The organism is Microbulbifer sp. ALW1 (assembly GCF_009903625.1).
Lineage (GTDB): Bacteria > Pseudomonadota > Gammaproteobacteria > Pseudomonadales > Cellvibrionaceae > Microbulbifer.
Window position 1 is genome coordinate 3,388,377 of sequence record NZ_CP047569.1, and the last position, 19,227, is coordinate 3,407,603.

Annotated in this window: 12 protein-coding genes, 1 tRNA gene and 1 pseudogene; 2 read left to right on the forward strand and 12 right to left on the reverse strand. The window is 55.4% G+C overall.

From position 1 onward, the window contains the following. Nucleotides 1-159: 159 nt before the first annotated feature. From GRX76_RS14110 to GRX76_RS14155, 10 genes and pseudogenes are all read right to left on the reverse strand, one after another. Nucleotides 160-2,058: a SurA N-terminal domain-containing protein gene (locus GRX76_RS14110; protein WP_160153900.1), complete on the reverse strand. Its 1,899-nt coding sequence runs from the start codon at nt 2,056-2,058 to the stop codon at nt 160-162. A 220-nt stretch (nt 2,059-2,278) separates the two neighbouring features. Continuing rightward, nucleotides 2,279-2,551, reverse strand: a complete 273-nt coding sequence (locus GRX76_RS14115) for an HU family DNA-binding protein (RefSeq protein ID WP_160153901.1) — start codon at nt 2,549-2,551, stop codon at nt 2,279-2,281. 490 nt (nt 2,552-3,041) lie between these two features. Continuing rightward, entirely contained in the window at nt 3,042-5,447 is a 2,406-nt protein-coding gene (gene lon, locus GRX76_RS14120; RefSeq protein WP_160153902.1) for an endopeptidase La, read from the reverse strand. A 376-nt stretch (nt 5,448-5,823) separates the two neighbouring features. Next, nucleotides 5,824-7,107: an ATP-dependent Clp protease ATP-binding subunit ClpX gene (gene clpX, locus GRX76_RS14125; RefSeq protein WP_160153903.1), complete on the reverse strand. Its 1,284-nt coding sequence runs from the start codon at nt 7,105-7,107 to the stop codon at nt 5,824-5,826. Nucleotides 7,108-7,335: 228 nt separating this feature from the next. Then, nucleotides 7,336-7,980, reverse strand: coding sequence for an ATP-dependent Clp endopeptidase proteolytic subunit ClpP (gene clpP, locus GRX76_RS14130; protein WP_160153904.1), 645 nt, complete (start codon nt 7,978-7,980; stop codon nt 7,336-7,338). A 288-nt stretch (nt 7,981-8,268) separates the two neighbouring features. After that, nucleotides 8,269-9,582: a trigger factor gene (gene tig / locus GRX76_RS14135; RefSeq protein WP_160153905.1), complete on the reverse strand. Its 1,314-nt coding sequence runs from the start codon at nt 9,580-9,582 to the stop codon at nt 8,269-8,271. 159 nt (nt 9,583-9,741) lie between these two features. After that, nucleotides 9,742-9,826: transfer RNA gene (locus GRX76_RS14140), tRNA-Leu, on the reverse strand. A 261-nt stretch (nt 9,827-10,087) separates the two neighbouring features. Next, nucleotides 10,088-11,263: an acetyl-CoA C-acyltransferase FadA gene (fadA, locus tag GRX76_RS14145; RefSeq protein WP_160153906.1), complete on the reverse strand. Its 1,176-nt coding sequence runs from the start codon at nt 11,261-11,263 to the stop codon at nt 10,088-10,090. Between the two features lie 11 nt (nt 11,264-11,274). Then, nucleotides 11,275-13,430, reverse strand: a pseudogene (gene fadB / locus GRX76_RS14150) (fatty acid oxidation complex subunit alpha FadB). Between the two features lie 553 nt (nt 13,431-13,983). Further along, nucleotides 13,984-15,843, reverse strand: coding sequence for a beta-ketoacyl synthase (locus tag GRX76_RS14155; RefSeq protein ID WP_160153907.1), 1,860 nt, complete (start codon nt 15,841-15,843; stop codon nt 13,984-13,986). A 218-nt stretch (nt 15,844-16,061) separates the two neighbouring features. Between GRX76_RS14155 and GRX76_RS14160 the strand changes: the two genes are divergently transcribed. After that, a complete protein-coding gene (locus GRX76_RS14160) occupies nt 16,062-17,048 on the forward strand; it encodes a GlxA family transcriptional regulator (RefSeq protein WP_160153908.1) in 987 nt (328 codons plus the stop codon). Here GRX76_RS14160 and GRX76_RS14165 read toward each other — a convergent pair. Both GRX76_RS14165 and GRX76_RS14170 read right to left on the reverse strand, forming a co-directional pair. Next, nucleotides 17,028-17,696: a class I SAM-dependent methyltransferase gene (locus GRX76_RS14165; RefSeq protein WP_160153909.1), complete on the reverse strand. Its 669-nt coding sequence runs from the start codon at nt 17,694-17,696 to the stop codon at nt 17,028-17,030. The genes GRX76_RS14160 and GRX76_RS14165 overlap by 21 nt on opposite strands. Nucleotides 17,697-17,722: 26 nt before the next feature. Then, nucleotides 17,723-18,232, reverse strand: a complete 510-nt coding sequence (locus tag GRX76_RS14170) for an Hsp20 family protein (protein ID WP_160153910.1) — start codon at nt 18,230-18,232, stop codon at nt 17,723-17,725. Nucleotides 18,233-18,504: 272 nt separating this feature from the next. Between GRX76_RS14170 and thpR the strand changes: the two genes are divergently transcribed. Then, complete coding sequence (gene thpR / locus GRX76_RS14175; RefSeq protein WP_160153911.1) at nt 18,505-19,086, forward strand: RNA 2',3'-cyclic phosphodiesterase; 582 nt, start codon at nt 18,505-18,507, stop codon at nt 19,084-19,086. Nucleotides 19,087-19,227: the final 141 nt, after the last annotated feature.

The window sequence follows — 19,227 nt, forward strand, 5'->3', positions numbered from 1 at the left end:
CTTACCCAAACCCGAATGCTGTGCACGCCTGAAACCTCCGGCGCGCACAGCACGAGGAACAGAGCAGAGGGGATCGTCACCAGCTGATTGCAGGCACAAAAAAACCGGCGAATACGCCGGTTTTTTTGTGCCTGCAAATCGGGAAGTCCCAAGCGACGGTTACTCTGCCTGAGCACCCTCGCCGGAAACTTCGATGTCCGCTTTGCTGGACAGATACTGCTGCACTGCGGCCAGCTCGGAAGTACCCTGCATGCTCGCCAGTTGCTGCATCAGCGCGTCGCGCTGTTCTGCGCTCTGACGGGAGAGGTCGCCCTCGCGCACCGCCCGCAACTGCACAACCACTCGGTCACCACTAGGCAAGCCAAAGTGTCCCAGAGTCTTGGCTCCCGGCTTGGGTGCATCCATTCCGAAGACATGGTTGACCACCTCTCCACGAGCACCAAAACCGCCACGTCGGGTTTTTTCACTGGTTTCCAGTGTCAGGCCCTCAGCGGTCGCAACCTCGTCAAAGGACTCAGATCCCGCTTTTTGCTGAATCGCTTCCGCTTTTGCCACCAATTGCTCGCTGGCTTTTTCTCGCTTCAGACGCTGGACAATTTCCGCCTTGACCTCTTCCAGCGGCTTAGCGCCCGCCGGCTTGTGGTCAACCACCTTGAGCACTACCGCGTGATTTTCGGAAAGATTCAGAACGTCAGAAGTGACACCATCTTCCATCACCTCCGGAGAGAAGGCGGCAGCGAGCACTTTGCTATCCGAGGTAATACCGGCTCCACCCTGACGGGAGAAAAGCGGTGTTTTTTGCACAGAGACACCCAGCTCTTCCGCGGGGCCGGCCAGCGTTTCCGCGTTGTAGGCCAGGTCAGCCAGGCGGCCGAGCGCTCCCACAAACTCCCGCTCGGCTTCCGCACTGCGCAGGCGGGCAGAGATTGCCGCTTTGCGTTCGTCAAAACTTGGCGGCTCAGCATCAGCCACCTCGATCAGCTTGATGAAGTGGGTACCGTCATCAGTCTGCACCGGGCCGGAAACCTGACCGACGTCCAGACTCGCCAGCGCCTCCTCAAAAGCTTCGGGGAAAACATCGCCACTGGTAAAACCGAGATCACCGCCGTCTTCGCGGGAAATGATGTCATCGGAATACTGCTTTGCCAGATCCGCAAAATCCGCACCTTCAGCAAGCTTGGCTTGAACTTCAGCCACTTTTTCTGCAGACGCTTCGTCACCGCTCTCCACCAGGATATGCGCAGCGTGACGACGAATTTTTGCCTCGAAGTTTTTCACTTCCTGGTCGTATTGCGCGCGCAGATCCTGCTCGGACACATCGATATTCGCGGCAAACAACTCCGGGGTCAGCTCAATGTATTCAACCGCTACCTGCTCGGGGCGCTGGAAGCTGCCTTGATTGGCATCGTAGTAGGACTGCACTTCGGCATCCGCCACTTCGATATCACCCAGCAGCGGAGCAGCCGACAGGGTTACATAGTCAAAGTCCCGCTCTTCCATCGATACAGACACGATCTGCTCTGCATCGGCACGGGTGGTAAAGGCGCTGTCAGACACGCTGCTCACGTACTGCTGCATTACCATTTCCTGCTCGAGGAGCTGGCGGAAGCCTGCCGCGCTGTATCCCATGCGGCGCAGGCCGTCGCGATACATCTGCTGGTCGAATTGGCCATTCACCTGGAAGCCCGGCATCTGCACGATATCTTTATCGACAGCAGAGGCACTCATTACCATGCCACTGTTCTGTGCCGCCTGGCGCATCACAGAGCTGTTGACCAGCTGCTGCAGGACCGGACCACGCAACTGCTCATCCGTCAGCAGATCTGCGGGGACACTGTCTCCATATTGGCTTTCAATCATGCTGCGACGATTTTGAATCGCGCGCTGCAAATCAAGGTTGGAGATTTTCTCTCCATTGACCTCGGCCACCCTATCGGCCGAGCCACCACTGGCACCGGTGAAAAAATCAATTCCACCGATCACCATAATAAATCCGAAAAACGCAGCAACGATCACCGCCGCTGTTCCCTTCAGGTTGTCGCGCATGGACTGAAGCATATTCAGCTCCGAAATTAACTCTTATCAGTACACATCTGGATCATTGTTTATTGTTATTCCAGCTCTCTCCCAGCCCAGGCAAATAGCATTTACCCGTTACTGACTTTGGCCGAATACGGTCTAAATCCGCAGATCCAAATGAAAAATTCAATCGTTCAGAAACAAAAAAGGCGCATCCCACTGATACGCCTCTTTGAAGCTTTGCTGACTACAAGGCTTCTTAATTCACCGCGTCTTTCAAAGCTTTACCAGCTTTGAAGTTCGGGATTTTAGCGGCAGCGATTTCAATCGGGTCGCCGGTACGCGGGTTGCGACCAGTGCGCGCAGCGCGCTCTTTCACGGCGAAAGTGCCAAAGCCAACCAGAGCTACCTGATCGCCCTTTTTCAGTGCGTCGGTAATGCTTTCTACCATGGCGTCCAAAGCACGGCCGGCAGCTGCCTTTGGAATGTCAGCAGATGCGGCAATGGCTTCAATCAGTTCGGACTTATTCACGCTATATCCCTCTGTTCTTTCTGGGTTTCTAGGTCTAAATTTTTTGGATGTATTCTAGGTCTGTTGCTGCCTCTTTTAACGAGGCGTATTCATGCAATTTTGCAGCCGAATATTAATCGCCTGCGGCTTCCCCGCAGCGCAACAAGCCTCGTTTTATACCAACTGCCCGTTGGTGGGTCAAGGAACCATGCGGCTTTGCGGGGAGCTGGACATTTTTAATCCACCCTTGCTCAGGCAATGTGCGCCAAGCTTATTTTTTAACCTGCAATTTTGCAGGCTGCGTACTCTACGCGACATTGAGCGCTCAGTTCAATGGTTTTTTTAACAGGAAAATGAATCGGCGATGCCCAAGAAATACACCACCGCAACAATCAAACAAATACGGTTAAAAGATGTTCAAACATGCCTACATATAACAAAAGAGGGCCCGAGGGCCCTCTTTTGGAGTTGAGGTAACAGGACTCACGCCATCCATTACCCCGCATCACCATCAGTGTGTTTGTATAGAACGCTGAGATCGCTCTTCAGCCTGCTTTTGCAACGCAGAGTACTCCTCATCACTCAACGGGCTAGGCATTTTTTCCAGTGCATACTCAAACACCTGGTCAATCCACTTCACCGGTTTAATCACCAGATCCTGCTGGATGTTATCCGGGATGTCTTTCAGGTCCCGCTCATTGTCTGCAGGGATCAGCACCGTTTTTATACCGCCACGGTGGGCCGCCAGAAGCTTCTCCTTCAGACCGCCAATACGCAGTACCTCACCGCGCAGAGTGATTTCGCCCGTCATGGCCACGTCGGAACGCACGGGAATGTTGGTCAGCACCGAAGCCAATACTGTGCACATGGCAATACCCGCCGATGGACCATCTTTCGGGGTAGCTCCCTCGGGCACGTGAATGTGAATGTCCCGGGTTTCGTGGAAGTCCGGAGGTATTCCTAGCGCCTGCGCACGCGCACGCACTACCGTTAACGCAGCCTGAATGGACTCCTGCATCACATCACCGAGAGAACCGGTCTTGATCACTCGCCCTTTGCCAGATACCGCAGAGGACTCGATGGTGAGCAGCTCGCCGCCAACCTCTGTCCACGCGAGGCCGGTAACCTGGCCAATTTTGTTCGCCTCTTCGGCACGCCCGAAGTCGAACTTGCGCACACCCAGCAGCTCTTCCAGTTGCTCAGGCTTTACCACCACTTTGTGTGTGGTGGATTTACGCACATGCTCGGTAACCACTTTACGGCAAATTTTCGCCATCTCGCGATCGAGACCGCGCACGCCGGCTTCGCGGGTGTAATAGCGCACGACATCGCGCACCGTGTCATCGGTCAACTCCAATTCTTCCGGCTTGAGGCCTGCCGATTTACGCTGCTTGGGAATCAGGTAGCGCTGCGCAATATTCAGTTTCTCGTCCTCGGTGTAACCCGGGATACGAATCACCTCCATCCGATCCAGCAATGGACCTGGAATATTCATGGAGTTGGAGGTGCACACAAACATCACGTCAGAAAGATCGTAATCCACTTCCAGGTAGTGATCGTTGAACGCCTTGTTCTGTTCCGGGTCCAACACCTCAAGTAACGCAGAGGCCGGATCGCCGCGATGGTCCATCCCCATTTTGTCCACTTCATCCAGCAGGAACAGCGGGTTTTTCACCCCGACCTTGGAGATTTTTTGAACCAGCTTGCCTGGCAATGAACCGATGTAGGTTCTGCGGTGCCCGCGAATCTCCGCCTCATCGCGCACGCCACCAAGCGCCATACGTACATACTTGCGGTTGGTTGCCCGGGCAATGGACTCGCCCAGAGATGTTTTACCGACACCGGGCGGGCCAACAAGACAGAGAATCGGCCCCTTGACCTTTTTCACCCGCTTTTGCACCGCGAGATATTCGAGAATCCTCTCCTTCACCTCTTCCAGACCATAGTGATCCTTGTTCAGGATTTCTTCAGCCTTCGCCAGGTCATGGCGAACACGACTGGCCTTTTTCCAAGGCACACTCAGCATCCAGTCGATATAGCTGCGCAGTACCGATGCCTCCGCCGACATTGGTGACATCATTTTCAGTTTGCCGAGTTCAGCGCGCGTTTTCTTTTCCGCTTCTGCGGACATGCCGGAATCGGCAATCTTTTGCTCCAGCTCTTCAACTTCATTGGGCTCTTCGGTGATCTCGCCCAGTTCCTTTTGAATCGCCTTCATCTGTTCGTTGAGGTAATACTCCCGCTGGCTCTTTTCCATCTGCTTCTTCACGCGGCCGCGGATACGCTTTTCCACCTGGATCAGGTCGATTTCTGAATCCATCAGACCCAGAAGGTGTTCAAGTCGCTCTTTGACGCTCACTGTTTCCAGCAGTTCCTGCTTTTGCGGGAGGTCAAGGGACATATGGGCGGCAATGGTGTCTGCCAACCGGCCGGGCTCATCAATGCCGGACAGTGAAGTCATGACCTCATTGGGAACCTTTTTACTGACACTGACGTACTGCTCGAATTGAGACATGGCAGAGCGCACCAGTGCCTCCGATTCGGCTTCTGGCAGCTCTTCGGATTCCAGCGGGGAAACCGTTGCACGATAGTGCCCATCCCCCTCCTGGATCTCCTCCACTTTTACCCGATGCCCGCCCTCAACCAGCACTTTTACCGTGCCATCGGGCAACTTGAGCAACTGCAACACACTGGCAACCGTGCCGACTCGATAGACATCATCGGCGCCCGGATCATCCTCTGAAGCCTGGCGCTGCGCGACCAGCAACACCTGCTTGTCGCTGCGCATGGCCTCTTCCAACGCATCGATGGATTTTTCCCTGCCGACAAACAGCGGGATAACCATATGCGGGTAGACCACTACGTCACGCAGTGGCAGCAGGGGGTATTCATTCAAGGTCTCGGATGGCTGGTCCATAAAACTCCTCTCGGCCTTCAGGTGGCGACTGACCACCGGATTGGCGACTTATTCGTGACCGGAAGGCATATCAGCATGACTTCCGGTTTACGCCAGTTCAGAAGCTAATGTTGGGGGCTCCCCTCAGAATAACAAGCCCGTGCCGGCACGCGCAGCAAAATTAGTTTAATTCACGGCCTTCGGGGATGGTCGCAAAATACCGGGATTCCGGTTGTCGGCCTATTCAGAGCACAGAAGCCTAATAGCACAGAAACGGAGATTGGCAAGATACCGGCACTCTCCAACCGCCCTCCTCTAACACCCAGGCACAAAAAAAGCCCCATCTGGGGCTTTTCGTGCGCCTGGCCCCGCAGGGCGGGGCACAGTGATTGAGCTGTTACTCTTCAGGAGCCGCTTTTTGCGGTTCTGCCTGCTCGTAAACGAGAAGTGGCGCAGACTCTCCCTTGATGACCGCCTCATCGATAACGACTTTCGCGACATTGTCCATGGAGGGGATGTCGTACATGGTTTCCAGCAGCACCGACTCCATGATGGAGCGCAGTCCCCGAGCACCAGTCTTGCGCTCCATGGCCTTGGTCGCAACCGCATCCAGGGCGTCGGGGCGGAAATCCAGCTCCACATCTTCCATATCGAACAGCTTTGCATACTGCTTGGTCAATGCATTCCGCGGTTCTGTCAGAATCTGTACCAGCGCTGCGCGATCCAACTCTTCCAGGGTGGCAGTGACCGGCAGACGACCGACAAACTCGGGGATCAGGCCGTAGCGCACCAGATCTTCTGGCTCCAGGTCCAGCAGAACCTGCCCGAAGTTGCTCTTGCTGTCTTTGGACTTCACTTCTGCAGAGAAGCCAATACCGCCCTTTTCCGAACGATCGCGGATAACCTTGTCCAGGCCAGCAAAGGCGCCACCGCAAATGAACAGGATATTCGAGGTGTCCACCTGCAGGAATTCCTGCTGCGGATGCTTACGCCCGCCCTGTGGCGGTACCGAGGCAACCGTGCCCTCAATCAGCTTCAACAGTGCCTGCTGCACACCCTCCCCGGATACATCGCGGGTAATAGAGGGGTTGTCGGACTTGCGCGAAATCTTGTCGATCTCATCGATGTAAACAATGCCCTGCTGAGCCTTTTCCACATCGTAGTCGCACTTCTGCAACAGCTTTTGGATGATGTTCTCTACGTCTTCCCCCACATAACCGGCTTCGGTCAGGGTGGTCGCATCGGCAATAGTAAAAGGGACATTCAGCAGACGCGCGAGGGTTTCTGCCAGCAGGGTTTTACCACTACCGGTAGGACCAACCAGAAGAATATTGGACTTGCCCAGCTCGACATCGTCCTTGCCTTTAACGCCCTTACTGGTACGAAGACGCTTGTAGTGGTTGTAGACCGCTACCGCGAGCACCTTCTTGGCGCGCGCTTGGCCAATGACATATTGATCGAGAATGTCGGTAATTTCTTGCGGGGTGGGCAGCCGGGAATCATCGCCATCGACGGACTCCTGGACTTCTTCGCGAATGATGTCGGTACAAAGCTCGACGCACTCATCGCAAATATAAACAGACGGACCCGCAATCAGTTTGCGCACTTCCTGCTGGCTCTTGCCACAGAAGGAACAGTAAAGGAGTTTGCCATTATCGTCTCCGCTGTTCTGATCAGTCATCTACGTACTCCGTGGTCTGGCAGCCCGCCAAAATGCGGCGGCAAATAGGGTTCATAAGCAAGATGCGGCCTTTTGGCAGGTTTTTCAAGTTTTTTTATCCTCGAGCACCGGACGGCCGGCCACGAGGGGGATACCAAGCGCTCACGCCCCCTGGGAACAGGGGGGAAAGCGCTTCTATACATGAGGGAAATGGAAGTCTTTTGACACGGAATCAAAGAAAATTACGCGTCACTTACCCATCATTTGACGCTGGGAAAGCACATCATCCACCAGACCATATTCCTTGGCTTCATCAGCACTCAAGAAACGATCCCGGTCAGTGTCACGCTCGATATCTGCCACGCTGCGCCCGGTATGGTGCGCCATCAGTTCATTCAGGCGGGAGCGGATTTTCAGAATTTCCTGCGCCTGGATGTGGATGTCCGACGCCTGCCCCTGGGCACCGCCACTTGGCTGGTGAATCATGACACGAGAATTCGGCGTCGCGTAGCGCTTGCCTTCGGCCCCGGCAGTCAGCAAAAAGGCCCCCATACTACAGGCTTGGCCAATACACATGGTACTGACGTCCGGCTTGATAAATTGCATGGTGTCGTAGATGGACATGCCGGCAGTCACCGAGCCGCCCGGAGAATTGATATAAAGGTGGATATCCTTGTCGGGATTTTCCGCTTCCAGGAACAACAACTGGGCAACCACAAGATTGGCCATATGGTCTTCGACCGGCCCCACCAGAAAGATCACGCGCTCCTTTAACAGGCGCGAGTAAATATCAAAAGAGCGCTCACCTCGAGCGGTCTGCTCAACGACCATGGGTACCAGGCCACCGGTGGCCTGAATCAAACCAGAATTCGCAGGACTATCAAAATATGCCATGGATACGATGCTTCCTTTTTCGGCGTATTAGGCGGACACAGGATGTAGCGGTATAAAAAAGATACAACCCTGAAAAATACGATCAAACTGAGCTTAACTGCTCAGCAGCGATAAAGCCAGTTGGGAAATTGAGGGGAAACTGTGCGAGAAACCGTGCAAGAAACTATACGAAAGGAACCGGGTGAATAGAGGGGCCAGACAGAACCGCTTGGGAAGCGGTGGCACACCATCCCGCAGAAAGCGACAGAAGAAAAAACGGCCACCTGAAGGTGGCCGTTTTCTGTGAACTTAACCCTGTTTTTGGGGCTTGATCACATCGTCGTAAGTGCTTTCCACTTCGCTGACTTTGGCTTTTTCCAGCACAAAATCAACAACCTGGTCTTCCAGCACCACGGACTCAACACCGGCCAACAGCTCGCGATTATTGAAGTAGTACTCAACCACTTCTTCCGGCTGCTGGTAAGTAGACGCCAGCTCTTCAACTTTCGCTTTTACGCGATCGGCATCTACATTCAGCTTGTTTTCTTTAACGATTTCACCAACCACCAAACCGAGCACAACGCGGCGCTTGGCCTGGTCTTCAAACATGGTGTCCGGCAGCATTCTGGCCGCATCTTCCGGCTTGATCTGACCACCGAACTGCTGAACCATTTGGCCACGCAGGGTCTGAACTTCACCCTGAACCAGAGCAGCAGGAATTTCCACCTGGTGCTTCTCGAACAGCTGGTCCATTACCTGGGTTTTGACTTTGTTCAGTGCTGCGTTTTTCAGTTCACGCTGCATGTTGCCACGCACTTCTTCGCGGAACTTGTCTTCGCCACCTTCTTCAACGCCGTAAGAAGCGAAGAATTCGTCGTTCAGTTCTGGCAGCTCAGGCTTCTCGGAAGCCGTCACCTTGATGGTGAATACAGCGTCGGCACCTTTCAGGTTTTCCGCCTGGTAGTCTTCCGGGAAAGTGACTTCCACTTCTTTCTCTTCACCGGGCTTCATGCCGATGATGCCGTCTTCAAAGCCCGGGATCATGTTGCCGGAACCCAGGACCAGTTGCTGACCTTCTGCCTTGCCACCTTCGAATTCTTCGCCGTCTTTACGGCCAACAAAATCGATGGTTACACGGTCGCCCTTCTGCGCTTTGCGCTTGGTTTCTTTCCAGCTGGACTGCTGCTTGCGCAGTACGTCGATCATGTTGTCGACATCGGCGTCGGTTACTTCCGCTACCGGGCGCTCTATGCTCACTTCCGCCAGATCGGTCAGAGTCACTTCCGGGTACACCTCGAAAGTGGCCACGTACTCCAGGTTCTCACCCGGAGTTACATTCTTGGCTTCGATGCTCGGCTGACCGGCAGGCTTAACCTGCTCTTTCTGTACCGCGTCGTAGAAAGAGCGGCTCATCACTTCACCCAGGACTTCCTGGCGCACGCCAGCACCAAAACGCTGACGTACAACGTTCAGAGGTACCTTACCTTTACGGAAACCATTGATCCGTACGGTTTTGGCTGCCTGCTGAAGGCGCTTGTCTACTTCCTTATCAACGACCTCTGCCGGCAAATTTACCGTTAAGCGACGCTCCAGACCGGAAGTTGTTTCGATGGAAACCTGCATGTTAATCCTCGTGAGACTCTTCTCTTCACAGATGCCGGGCTACAAATCTGGGCTACAGGGAGCCAATTGAGCGTCGGCGATTTGCGTTGCGCCGGGAAAATACCCGACCGCCAAATACAAACAGCCCGCACCCATGGGCGCGGACTGCAGAATTTTGTTTGGTGGGGACGGAGAGACTTGAACTCTCACACCTTGCGGCACCAGAACCTAAATCTGGCGTGTCTACCAATTCCACCACGTCCCCAAACTTTCTTCTCGCCGCTAAACCCTTGATTTAAATGGACTTTTAAGAAAAATCCTGCCGGGGTTGCGACGAGGGGAGCAGATTGTGCCACAGGCGACACAGGGCTTCAACAATCGCACGCCCTCCGGTGCATCAAAATGACCAGAGGGTGCGACCAAGCGCACGAAACCGCGCTGAAGCCAGTGCTCCCGAGGCGATTCCTGGCCCGAAAAAGCAACGGGGCGCCCGAAAGCGCCCCGCGGATTTACCGGAAGGGATGGGTTACACCCGCTCCAGAATGGTGGTAATCCCCTGCCCCAGACCAATACACATGGTCGAGACGCCGAGATCGCCGCCTTCGTTCTGCATAACACTCAGCAGCGTACCGGTGATACGAACGCCGGAGCAGCCAAACGGGTGCCCCAGGGCGATGGCACCGCCGTACAGATTGACCTTCTCATCCATCTGGTCCAGTAGACTGAGATCCTTGAGCACAGGCAGCGCCTGGGCGGCAAAGGCCTCATTCAGCTCCACCTTGTCGATATCCTCGATGGTGAGACCAGCGCGCTTCAGCGCCTTCTTGGTAGAGGGTACCGGTCCGTAACCCATGATGGATGGATCCACACCTGCCAGCGCCATTTCCCGCACTTTGGCAATCGGCGTCAACCCCAGGGACTGGGCACGCTCAGCGGACATCACCAACATCACCGAAGCACCGTCGGTAATCTGCGAGGAGGTACCGGCGGTCACCTGGCCGTGCTTGGGATCAAACGCAGGACGCAGTTGCGCCAGCGCTTCCACGGTGGTTTCCGGACGAATGGTCTGGTCTTTCTCAACCAGCACCGGCACGCCATCGTCGTCATGGCCTTCAATGGCGATAATTTCGCGATTGAACTTGCCCTCTTCGGTCGCCTTGGCAGCCTTCTGATGCGAGCGCGCACCAAATTCATCCATCTGCTGACGCTGAATACCGTGCATCATCGCCAGGTACTCTGCCGTCATACCCATGGAGCCGGCCGCCTTGGCCATGTAGCGGCCCAGCATCGGGTTGGGGCTCACGTGCTCCATCATGTTCAGGTGGCCCATGTGCTCGACACCGCCGACCACATAGACATCACCCAAACCGGCCTGGATATTGGCCGCTGCAGTATGCAGCGCGGACATGGAAGAACCACACAGACGGTTAACGGTTTGCGCCGGAATGGTATGCGGCAAACCCGCACGCAGCACAATCATCCGGGCAACGTTGAAGCCCTGCTCATCGCGCTGCATCACGCAGCCCCAGATCAGGTCGTCAATTTCTTTCGGATCCAGCTTGTCGTTACGCTGCAGGAATTTTCTCAGCAGTTCCGCAGACATATCGTCCGCGCGGACATTGCGATATACGCCGTTTTTGGATCGGCCCATGCCGGTACGCGCATAATCGACAATTACGGCATCTCTAGGATTCAGACTCATGGAAACTCTCCTTACTTGTCGCCGTAGTAGGTTTTGCCACTGGCAGCCATTTCACGCATACCTTCGGTAGGCTGATACAGCTCGCCGAGGTCGCTGTACTTCTCAGCCATTTTCACGAAGTTATCCAGGCCAACGCTGTCCAGCCAGGCGAAAATACCGCCGCGGAACGGCGGGAAGCCAATACCGTAGATCAGCGCCATATCGGCTTCTGCGGGAGAATCAACGATACCTTCTTCCAGGCAGCGCGCGAGCTCGGTTGCCATAGGCACCATCATGCGCTCAATGATTTCATCGTTTTCAAATTCGCGACGATCGGCCACGTGGGGCTTGAGCAAGTCGTAAACTTCCTCGGTCGCAACTTTCTTCGGACGACCTTTTTTGTCTTCTTCGTAGACGTAGAAGCCCTTGCCATTTTTCTGGCCATAGCGACCGGCTTCGTACATCACGTCAGAAGCCGCGGTGAAGGTTTTACCCATACGAGCAGGGAAACCTTCTGCCATTACCTTCTCAGCGTGCACACCGGTATCAATACCGACCACATCCATCAGGTAAGCCGGGCCCATAGGCCAGCCCCAACGCTCCATGACCTTGTCGACCTGCTGGAAGTCGGCGCCATCGCGCACCAGCATGGCAAAGCCTGCGAAGTACGGGAAAAGTACGCGGTTAACCAGAAATCCCGGGCAGTCACGTACAACAATCGCTTTTTTGCCCATTTTGTTGGCGTAAGCAACAACACGCGCAACCGCGGTTTCGGAGGTTTTCTCGCCGCGAATCACTTCCACCAGCGGCATTTTGTGCACCGGGTTAAAGAAGTGCATACCGAGGAAGTTTTCCGGGCGGGACAGCGGCTCCGCCAGGGAGTCGATGGAGATGGTCGAGGTATTGGAAGCGATCACGGTATCTTCAGATACCTTGGTTTCCACTTCCTTCAGCACGGCGTGCTTCACTTTCGGGTTTTCAACAACCGCCTCAACCACGATATCCACATCACCGAAACCGTCGTAGCTCAGGGTGGGCTCGATGCGATTGAGGGTTTCCGCCATCTTGGCCGGTGTCATACGGCCGCGGTCCACTAATTTGGTCAGCAGCTTGCCGGCCTCCTTCAAACCAAGATCGATACCGTCTTGGGCGATATCCTTCATCTTGATCGGGGTGCCTTTATAAGCAGACTGGTAGGCAATACCGCCCCCATGATGCCTGCACCCAGCACCGCTGCACGCTCGATTTCCTTATCGGACTTTTTCTCCCAGCCTTTGGCAACCTTGCTGACCTTCTGATCATTCAGGAACAGACCCACCAGGGACTTGGCCGTGTCGGTCTGGGCACTGGCAATGAACTGCTGCTGCTCGATTTTCAGTGCTTCGTCGCGGCCAACCTTATAGCCCTGCTCGATCGACGTCACCGCATTCACTGGGGACGGGTAGTTTCTACCTGCCTGCTGACCAACAAACGCTTTGGTGGTGAAAAATGCCATCAACGCTTCAGTGTCGTTCAGTGGGATCGGAGACTTCTTGTTGTTACGGCGCTCTTGGTAGTCCAGCTCACCGGCGATCGCACGTCCAAGCAGTTTCAGCGCGGCATCCTTCAGGTTTGCCGTAGCGACAACCGCGTCAACCGCGTGCGCAGCCAAAGCCGCGTCAGGACGCTGCTCTTTGCCCGCAGCAATCCACTCTGCCGCAACATCAACACCCACTACACGTGGCAGACGCACCGTGCCACCCCAACCGGGGATGAGACCCAGCTTTACTTCTGGCAGACCAACTTTGGCCTGGTCTCCCATTACGCGGAAGTCACAACCCAGGCAAACCTCAAAACCACCACCCAGCGCATAACCATTGATGGCCACCGCCGTCGGGAAAGGGAGGTCTTCCAAACGGTTGATATTCTCGTTGTTCTTGTTCATCAGCTCGGCGATGCCTTCCGGCCCGGCGGAAAATGCACCGCCAAACTCGGTAATATCGGCACCGACGATAAATACACTTTTGCCGCTGGTCAGCAACAGGCCTTTGATGTCGCTCGCCTTTTCAATCGCGTCCAGTGCGTCGGAAAACTCCGACACGGTCAAGCGATTGAATTTGTTGACGGATTCGCCTTCCAGATCGAACTTCAGTTCCGCGATGCCGTTTTCCAGCATCTGCACGGATAGCGCTTTGCCACTAAATAACATTATTGACCTCATTAATTGGTGACCGGATTTTCAAGTTTTGAGACAACCGGTCCGGGGGTCTGGTTTGTGCAAGACCAAGTCGAAATACAGAGAATGGCTGGTCGGCAACACCTTACTTCCAGGTACTGCGAGCAAACTCATTATCCTTGCGTCCAGCATTATGCAGTTGATGACGCATTCCCGAAGCTCAGTCAACGCGCCCAAGTATAGCCAGATTCAAACGTGTGTTTGAATACCATTTCTGCCATATCCACTGTCCGGTTTGGTGCCCGAATTGTGATAACAGCACACTGCAGATCAAAATATGACCACATCGTCGCAAGATAGACCGATGTTCGGAAAAAGAAGAGTGAAAACCTGCAGCCCCTGAAAGCGTAGATGCCCCCGGCCCAAGAGAACATTTTCGCTACGCAAATATAGACTGAGGAGCGAGCACACCGGCAGAAAGGCAAGGATTGGTTACAAAAAACAAGAATGCGAGAGAGGGATACGACGAGGAGGTGCACTGAAAAATGCGAGCCCCGCAAATGCACTCGCGGGGCTCACACAAGGATTAAACCATATCCGAGAACGGATTTTCGTCAGGCAGTGACACTGTCCCCGGCACACCAGGCAGACTCAAATGGGCGCCATCCAGCGCGATGCCGGACTCGTCTATCAAGCCTTCGCCAAACCGGTAGATGGCATTCAGGTCACCTCGACTGGCGCGCTGGTCATACGCCTGCGCACGCTCCGCCACCGCTTCATTGCGCTTGCGAAACTCGGTTACCGCGCGTTCACCATGACGCTTGCCGATCATCTTTTCAGTAATATGCGGCGCCAGCACAGTGGCCGTCGCGTTGTTGCCACCAAACCCTTTGGAGTTGAGGAAGGCAATATCCAGGGATTCCGGGTCGCGCTCGACATGGGACATGGACAGGGACAGGTTGTCGTGGTGTACATCCTCGGCCACCCGGTCAATGGTGGTGATCCCCGGCAGGATACCGCGGGCAAAAATACCAAGGCTACTGATCAACTGATCGCCACTGGCAGCCGCCACCGTATGCCCCACAAACGCTTTTACCGCACACACCGGCCAGTTCTCGATACCGAAGGCACCGGCAAGACGGTCAAAAATCGCCGATTCGGTGACTCGATTCTGAGGGGTACTGGACCCGTGCGCCTGTACAAAGCTGCGCTGGCGCAGACTCTCTTCGCCCAGTATCGCCCGAGCTTCCGACATCGCCCGCGCCACCGTGAGATAGTTTCCCGGTCCCGGTGCGGAGATGGATTTTTTCGGGCCGTCTGCGTTGACGAACACATTGGCTACCGCCCCGTGAATGGGGGCACCGAGCTCCAGCGCCAGTTCATCATCCATCAGCACCGCCCATTGGCTACCCTCACCCAGGGTGAAGCCGCAGTTGTCGCCGAAGGGACGACTGGCGCGACGGAAGTCGATATCGTTACCGAAAATTTTGCGTAACCCATCCAGGTTGGCCAGGGCCCCCATGGTTGCATAACCATCGACCACCTCTGGCACCAGTGGCGCTTCCGACGCACCCACCACGGCCACCCGTGCGCGTCCGCAGCGGATGTCCTCCACCGCTGCACGCAGGTTATAGAGGTAAGTGGCACAGGCACCCGCAACCGCACCGGTAGTACCCACACTGCCGAGCACATAGGCATTTACAAAATCCGCGGGCATGCTGGTGAGACCCAACGCAAGCTGCTTGGAGCTCACGCGGCCGCCGCGCAAACGAGACTGTAACAGGCCACCATTGCCGTTGAGATCCAACTGACTCATGGCCGAGCTGGCATACACGGAAATTTTGTCGGGCCCGGCTTTCTCTGCCACGAGATCCCAGTCAATACCGAGCGACTGCACCGCATCAGAGGCACCGAGAATTGCCAGTTGGAGGCCGCGGGGGTGAAAACGGGAATTGTATTGCTGCCCCGGCTCAAACCCGGTGGGCAACTGCCCGGCAGACGCCACCGCAATTTCACGGTGACTATCCAACATTACGGAAAGCGCTCTGGTGCGTACCCGCACGCGGCCGTTATCCAGAGTCTCCACCTGCCAATCGGCGGGCAGTGGCGAAGGCAACTGCCGTGCGGACATGTCGAAGGCAAAGCCGTCGGCGCTCTGCAGATCCGCAGGCTGGTGAAAGTGGCACTGGCGATAATCGTAGAAGCGTGATTCCAGCTCCCGCACCAGTGTGCCCTGCAGTACCTGCTGCTCCAGCTCCGGACTCAAGGGCCCGGTAGCGGCGTCACCAGTGCGCAGCCCCATCAGGGCGGCGAGATCAGACAGCACGTCCGTACGCTCAGCCTCGCCGAGACTATCCAGCACCAACCGCTTGTAACCGCGATGGAAAGAACTGCGACCAGCGGGGTTAAATCCCCCAAAAGCGGTAATTACGGGTAGGCGCTGCATCCTGACCTCCAGCCTGAAACGATAAATTAGGACAAATCTAATGGTGGGTCAGTTTAGGGGCTGGCGATTCGGCCTCGTTATGGGCATACTGGCCAGCAAATTTGAGCATCTGGCCAACAAGGCTGATGCTCACACTCGAGCGAACTTACCCATCGTCCGCTCAAAGCCGCCAGGCAGTCAGCCTCCACAGTTATCGCTGGCAAAGCAGAGAGTTACCTATGCCTACCGTCACATTCATGCTAATTGACCAGATGCTGACCACCGGCACCGTACTGCCTCTGGAAATGCTGCGCGGTGCGGAAAGCCGGGCGCGAACGGAGGGCAAGGCCACGCCATTGAAGCTGGTTACCGTCAGCATAGATGGCGCACCGGTTCAAACCAGCTCCGGTTTTCAGCTGGCGCCGGATGCCGCCCTGGCCGACGCTCCGGACAGCGACATCATTTACCTGCCTGCCCTTTGGCGAAACCCCCGTCCGGCATTGCGCCGCAGCAAGGCTCTGCTGGACTGGCTCAATACCCAGGCAGAAAAAGGCGCAGCGATTAGTGCTGTTGGAACCGGCGTCTGTTTTCTCGCGGAGGCCGGTTTACTCAATGGCAAACCGGCCACTACGCACTGGCACTACTTTGAACGATTCGCCGCCGATTACCCCCAGGTAAAACTCAAGCGGCAATATTTTATTACTCAGGCAGACAAGCTGTTCTGCGCCGCCAGCGTGAACGCACTCGCCGATGTCACCGTGCACCTGATCCGACAACTGTATGGCCCCGCCATCGCCAGTCATGTTGAACGAAATTTCTCGCATGAAATTCGTCGACCGTTTGAGGAGATTGCTTATTCCGAGGGCGCCGTACACCTGCACCCCGATGAAGAAATCGTTCAGGCGCAGACCTGGCTGAAACAGCACAGCAGTGAAGATGTAAAGTTGAGCGAAGTGGCGAAGTACTTTGATATGAGCGTGCGCTCGTTCAACCGCCGCTTCAAGCTCGCCACCGGGCAGACCCCCCTGCAATACCTGCAAAATGTCCGCGTGGATATGGCGCGGGAACTACTGCAGTCCAGCAACCTGTCGGTGAACGAAATAGCGGAGAAAGTCGGCTACCAGGACATGGGGCACTTCACTGCCCTGTTCAAAAAATTCCTCTCAACAACGCCCAGCGAATACCGCACAACTGTGCGCGCAAAATTATTCAAAGTGAACACCTGAAGCCGACGCTGGTTTGCGCAAGATAATCACATCGGACGCCACAAATTCCAGCTCGGCCTCGAAGTATGCCGCCAACCAGCAAAATGTTTGCCTGCTGAAAAACACAATATGCGTTGGATCGCGAATATAGTGCCAATTGGCAAAGCGCTCAGGCGACGCCACCAGCTTGGTCATCAACGCCAACATTCCCCCGGGGTTTAGTAGGCGCCACAACATCGCCAGCACCCTGTCCGGCGAGGAAAGGTGCTCCACGACTTCGGTGCTGACAATAAAATCGTACGATTTCTCCAGTGCTGCAGCATCCGCACGATAGTAAAGGTCGTAGGTTGAAACTTCGTGGCCAGCCTGCTGCAGCAGCCTCGCAAGTAATGGCGCCGGCCCGCAGCCAAAATCCAGCCCGAACGATGCGGGGCCTAAACGCTCAATTAACGGCACGGCACAGCGATTCAGAAAGCGCTGGTACCCGGCGTCCTCAAGGCTATTCTCGTGCAGGTCGTAATAGGCTTTTTCAGCGTCTGAAGAGAGATGGAAAGTCGCAGGCACGAAAACCAGCGCGCAATTTGCGCACTGGTAATAGTCGCGAAACTTGTCCCGATGATACAACTGTGCCGCCGAATGGCGGCACAGTGGGCAGTTGCCATGGGACAACTGCTCATTTACGTGTTTGCTCACCGTCAGGCAGCTTGTTCACGCCCGGCGTTAATCGCAGTATTCTGGCCGGCCGACTCGGGCTCGACTCTTTTTTCAGACTGCAGCAGGTTACCGCTGGAAATCTCCACTTTGCGCGGCTTCATGGCCTCGGGAATCTCACGCACCAGCTCAACATGCAACAGGCCATTGACCAGCTGTGCATCGGTAACACGCACATGATCTGCCAACTGGAAACGGCGCTCGAAATTCCGCGCAGCAATACCACGGTGCAGGAAATTACGGCCAGCGTAATCCGCTGGTTTTTTACCGCTGACGGTCAGGCGGTTTTGTTCCACCTGGATATCCAGTTCAGACTGATCAAAACCGGCTACCGCCATCGTAATTCTGTAGGCGTCGTCCCCGGTCAATTCGATATTGTAGGGCGGGTATGCCGGTTGATTCTGCTCGGTCGAATTCATGGAATCCAACAGGCTTGCCAGTCGGTCAAAACCAATAGCAGAGCGATACAGGGGGGAAAGATCTAAATTACGCATTGTCATATCCTCAATTCAGAGCAATATTTAATTAACACCTGTACTAAAAACCAGGTCATTGGATGTTCTGCTTTTTGCAGAAATCGGGGAGGCACCTCTGTCGAGCCTGCCGCCCTCAGGAATAGATATATGGCCAGCGTCATCGCCTTCAAGGGCATTCAGCAAAAAAAATGAAAATTGCATTTGGACGCACTCAAACGGGCCAGCCCGTTGGCAGTTCCCGCGACAGGAACATCCGGCCACCCATTGCAACAGCAGAGGTGAATACCTGAGTGGAAGCAATAAAAAAAGACAGTACCGACACCGTACGCTTGTTTATCGGTGTTGCCCCAGACATTGCCACCCAGCGCTTTCTGGATGCCACCTGCCGCCACTGCCAGCAGCTGAGACTCCCCAGGGATCACCGCTGGATCAGCCACAACAACCGCCATCTGACCCTGGCGTTTCTGGGCGACACCAGCTGCCAACAACTGGACACGATCGAAGCCATCCTTCGCGACATCGCCAGTAGCACCGCAGCCAGCTATGGGCAGATCGTCAGCACCCACCCCTTCCCCAGGGATCGCGCCAAAATACTCGCCGCAGAGCTTTTACCCAATCCGGAGCTGTCCGCCTTACACCAACATTGCCGCGACCTGATGACAGCAATTGGCAAGCAACCCGAACGCAAAAGCTTTCGCCCACACTTCACCCTTGCCCGCAGCAACCTCGGCTTCACGCGGCTGCCACCACTAGTCACCGACTTCGCCTGCCGATTGGGCAACCTCACCCTCTACCACAGCCTGCTTGCCCCGGGTGGCAGCCAGTACCGCCCGCTGATCTCCCTACCGCTGGAAGGAAGCCCTCAGGGCTAACCCCCTACTACCCGAGCTAACCCCCTACTACCCGAGCTAACTCCCTATTAACCGCCACTTCTGTACTCGCGTGCAGAGTCGACCAAAAGCCGATTTTCAGACAAAAAAAAGCCCGCAATGCGGGCTTTCATTCGGCAGCGA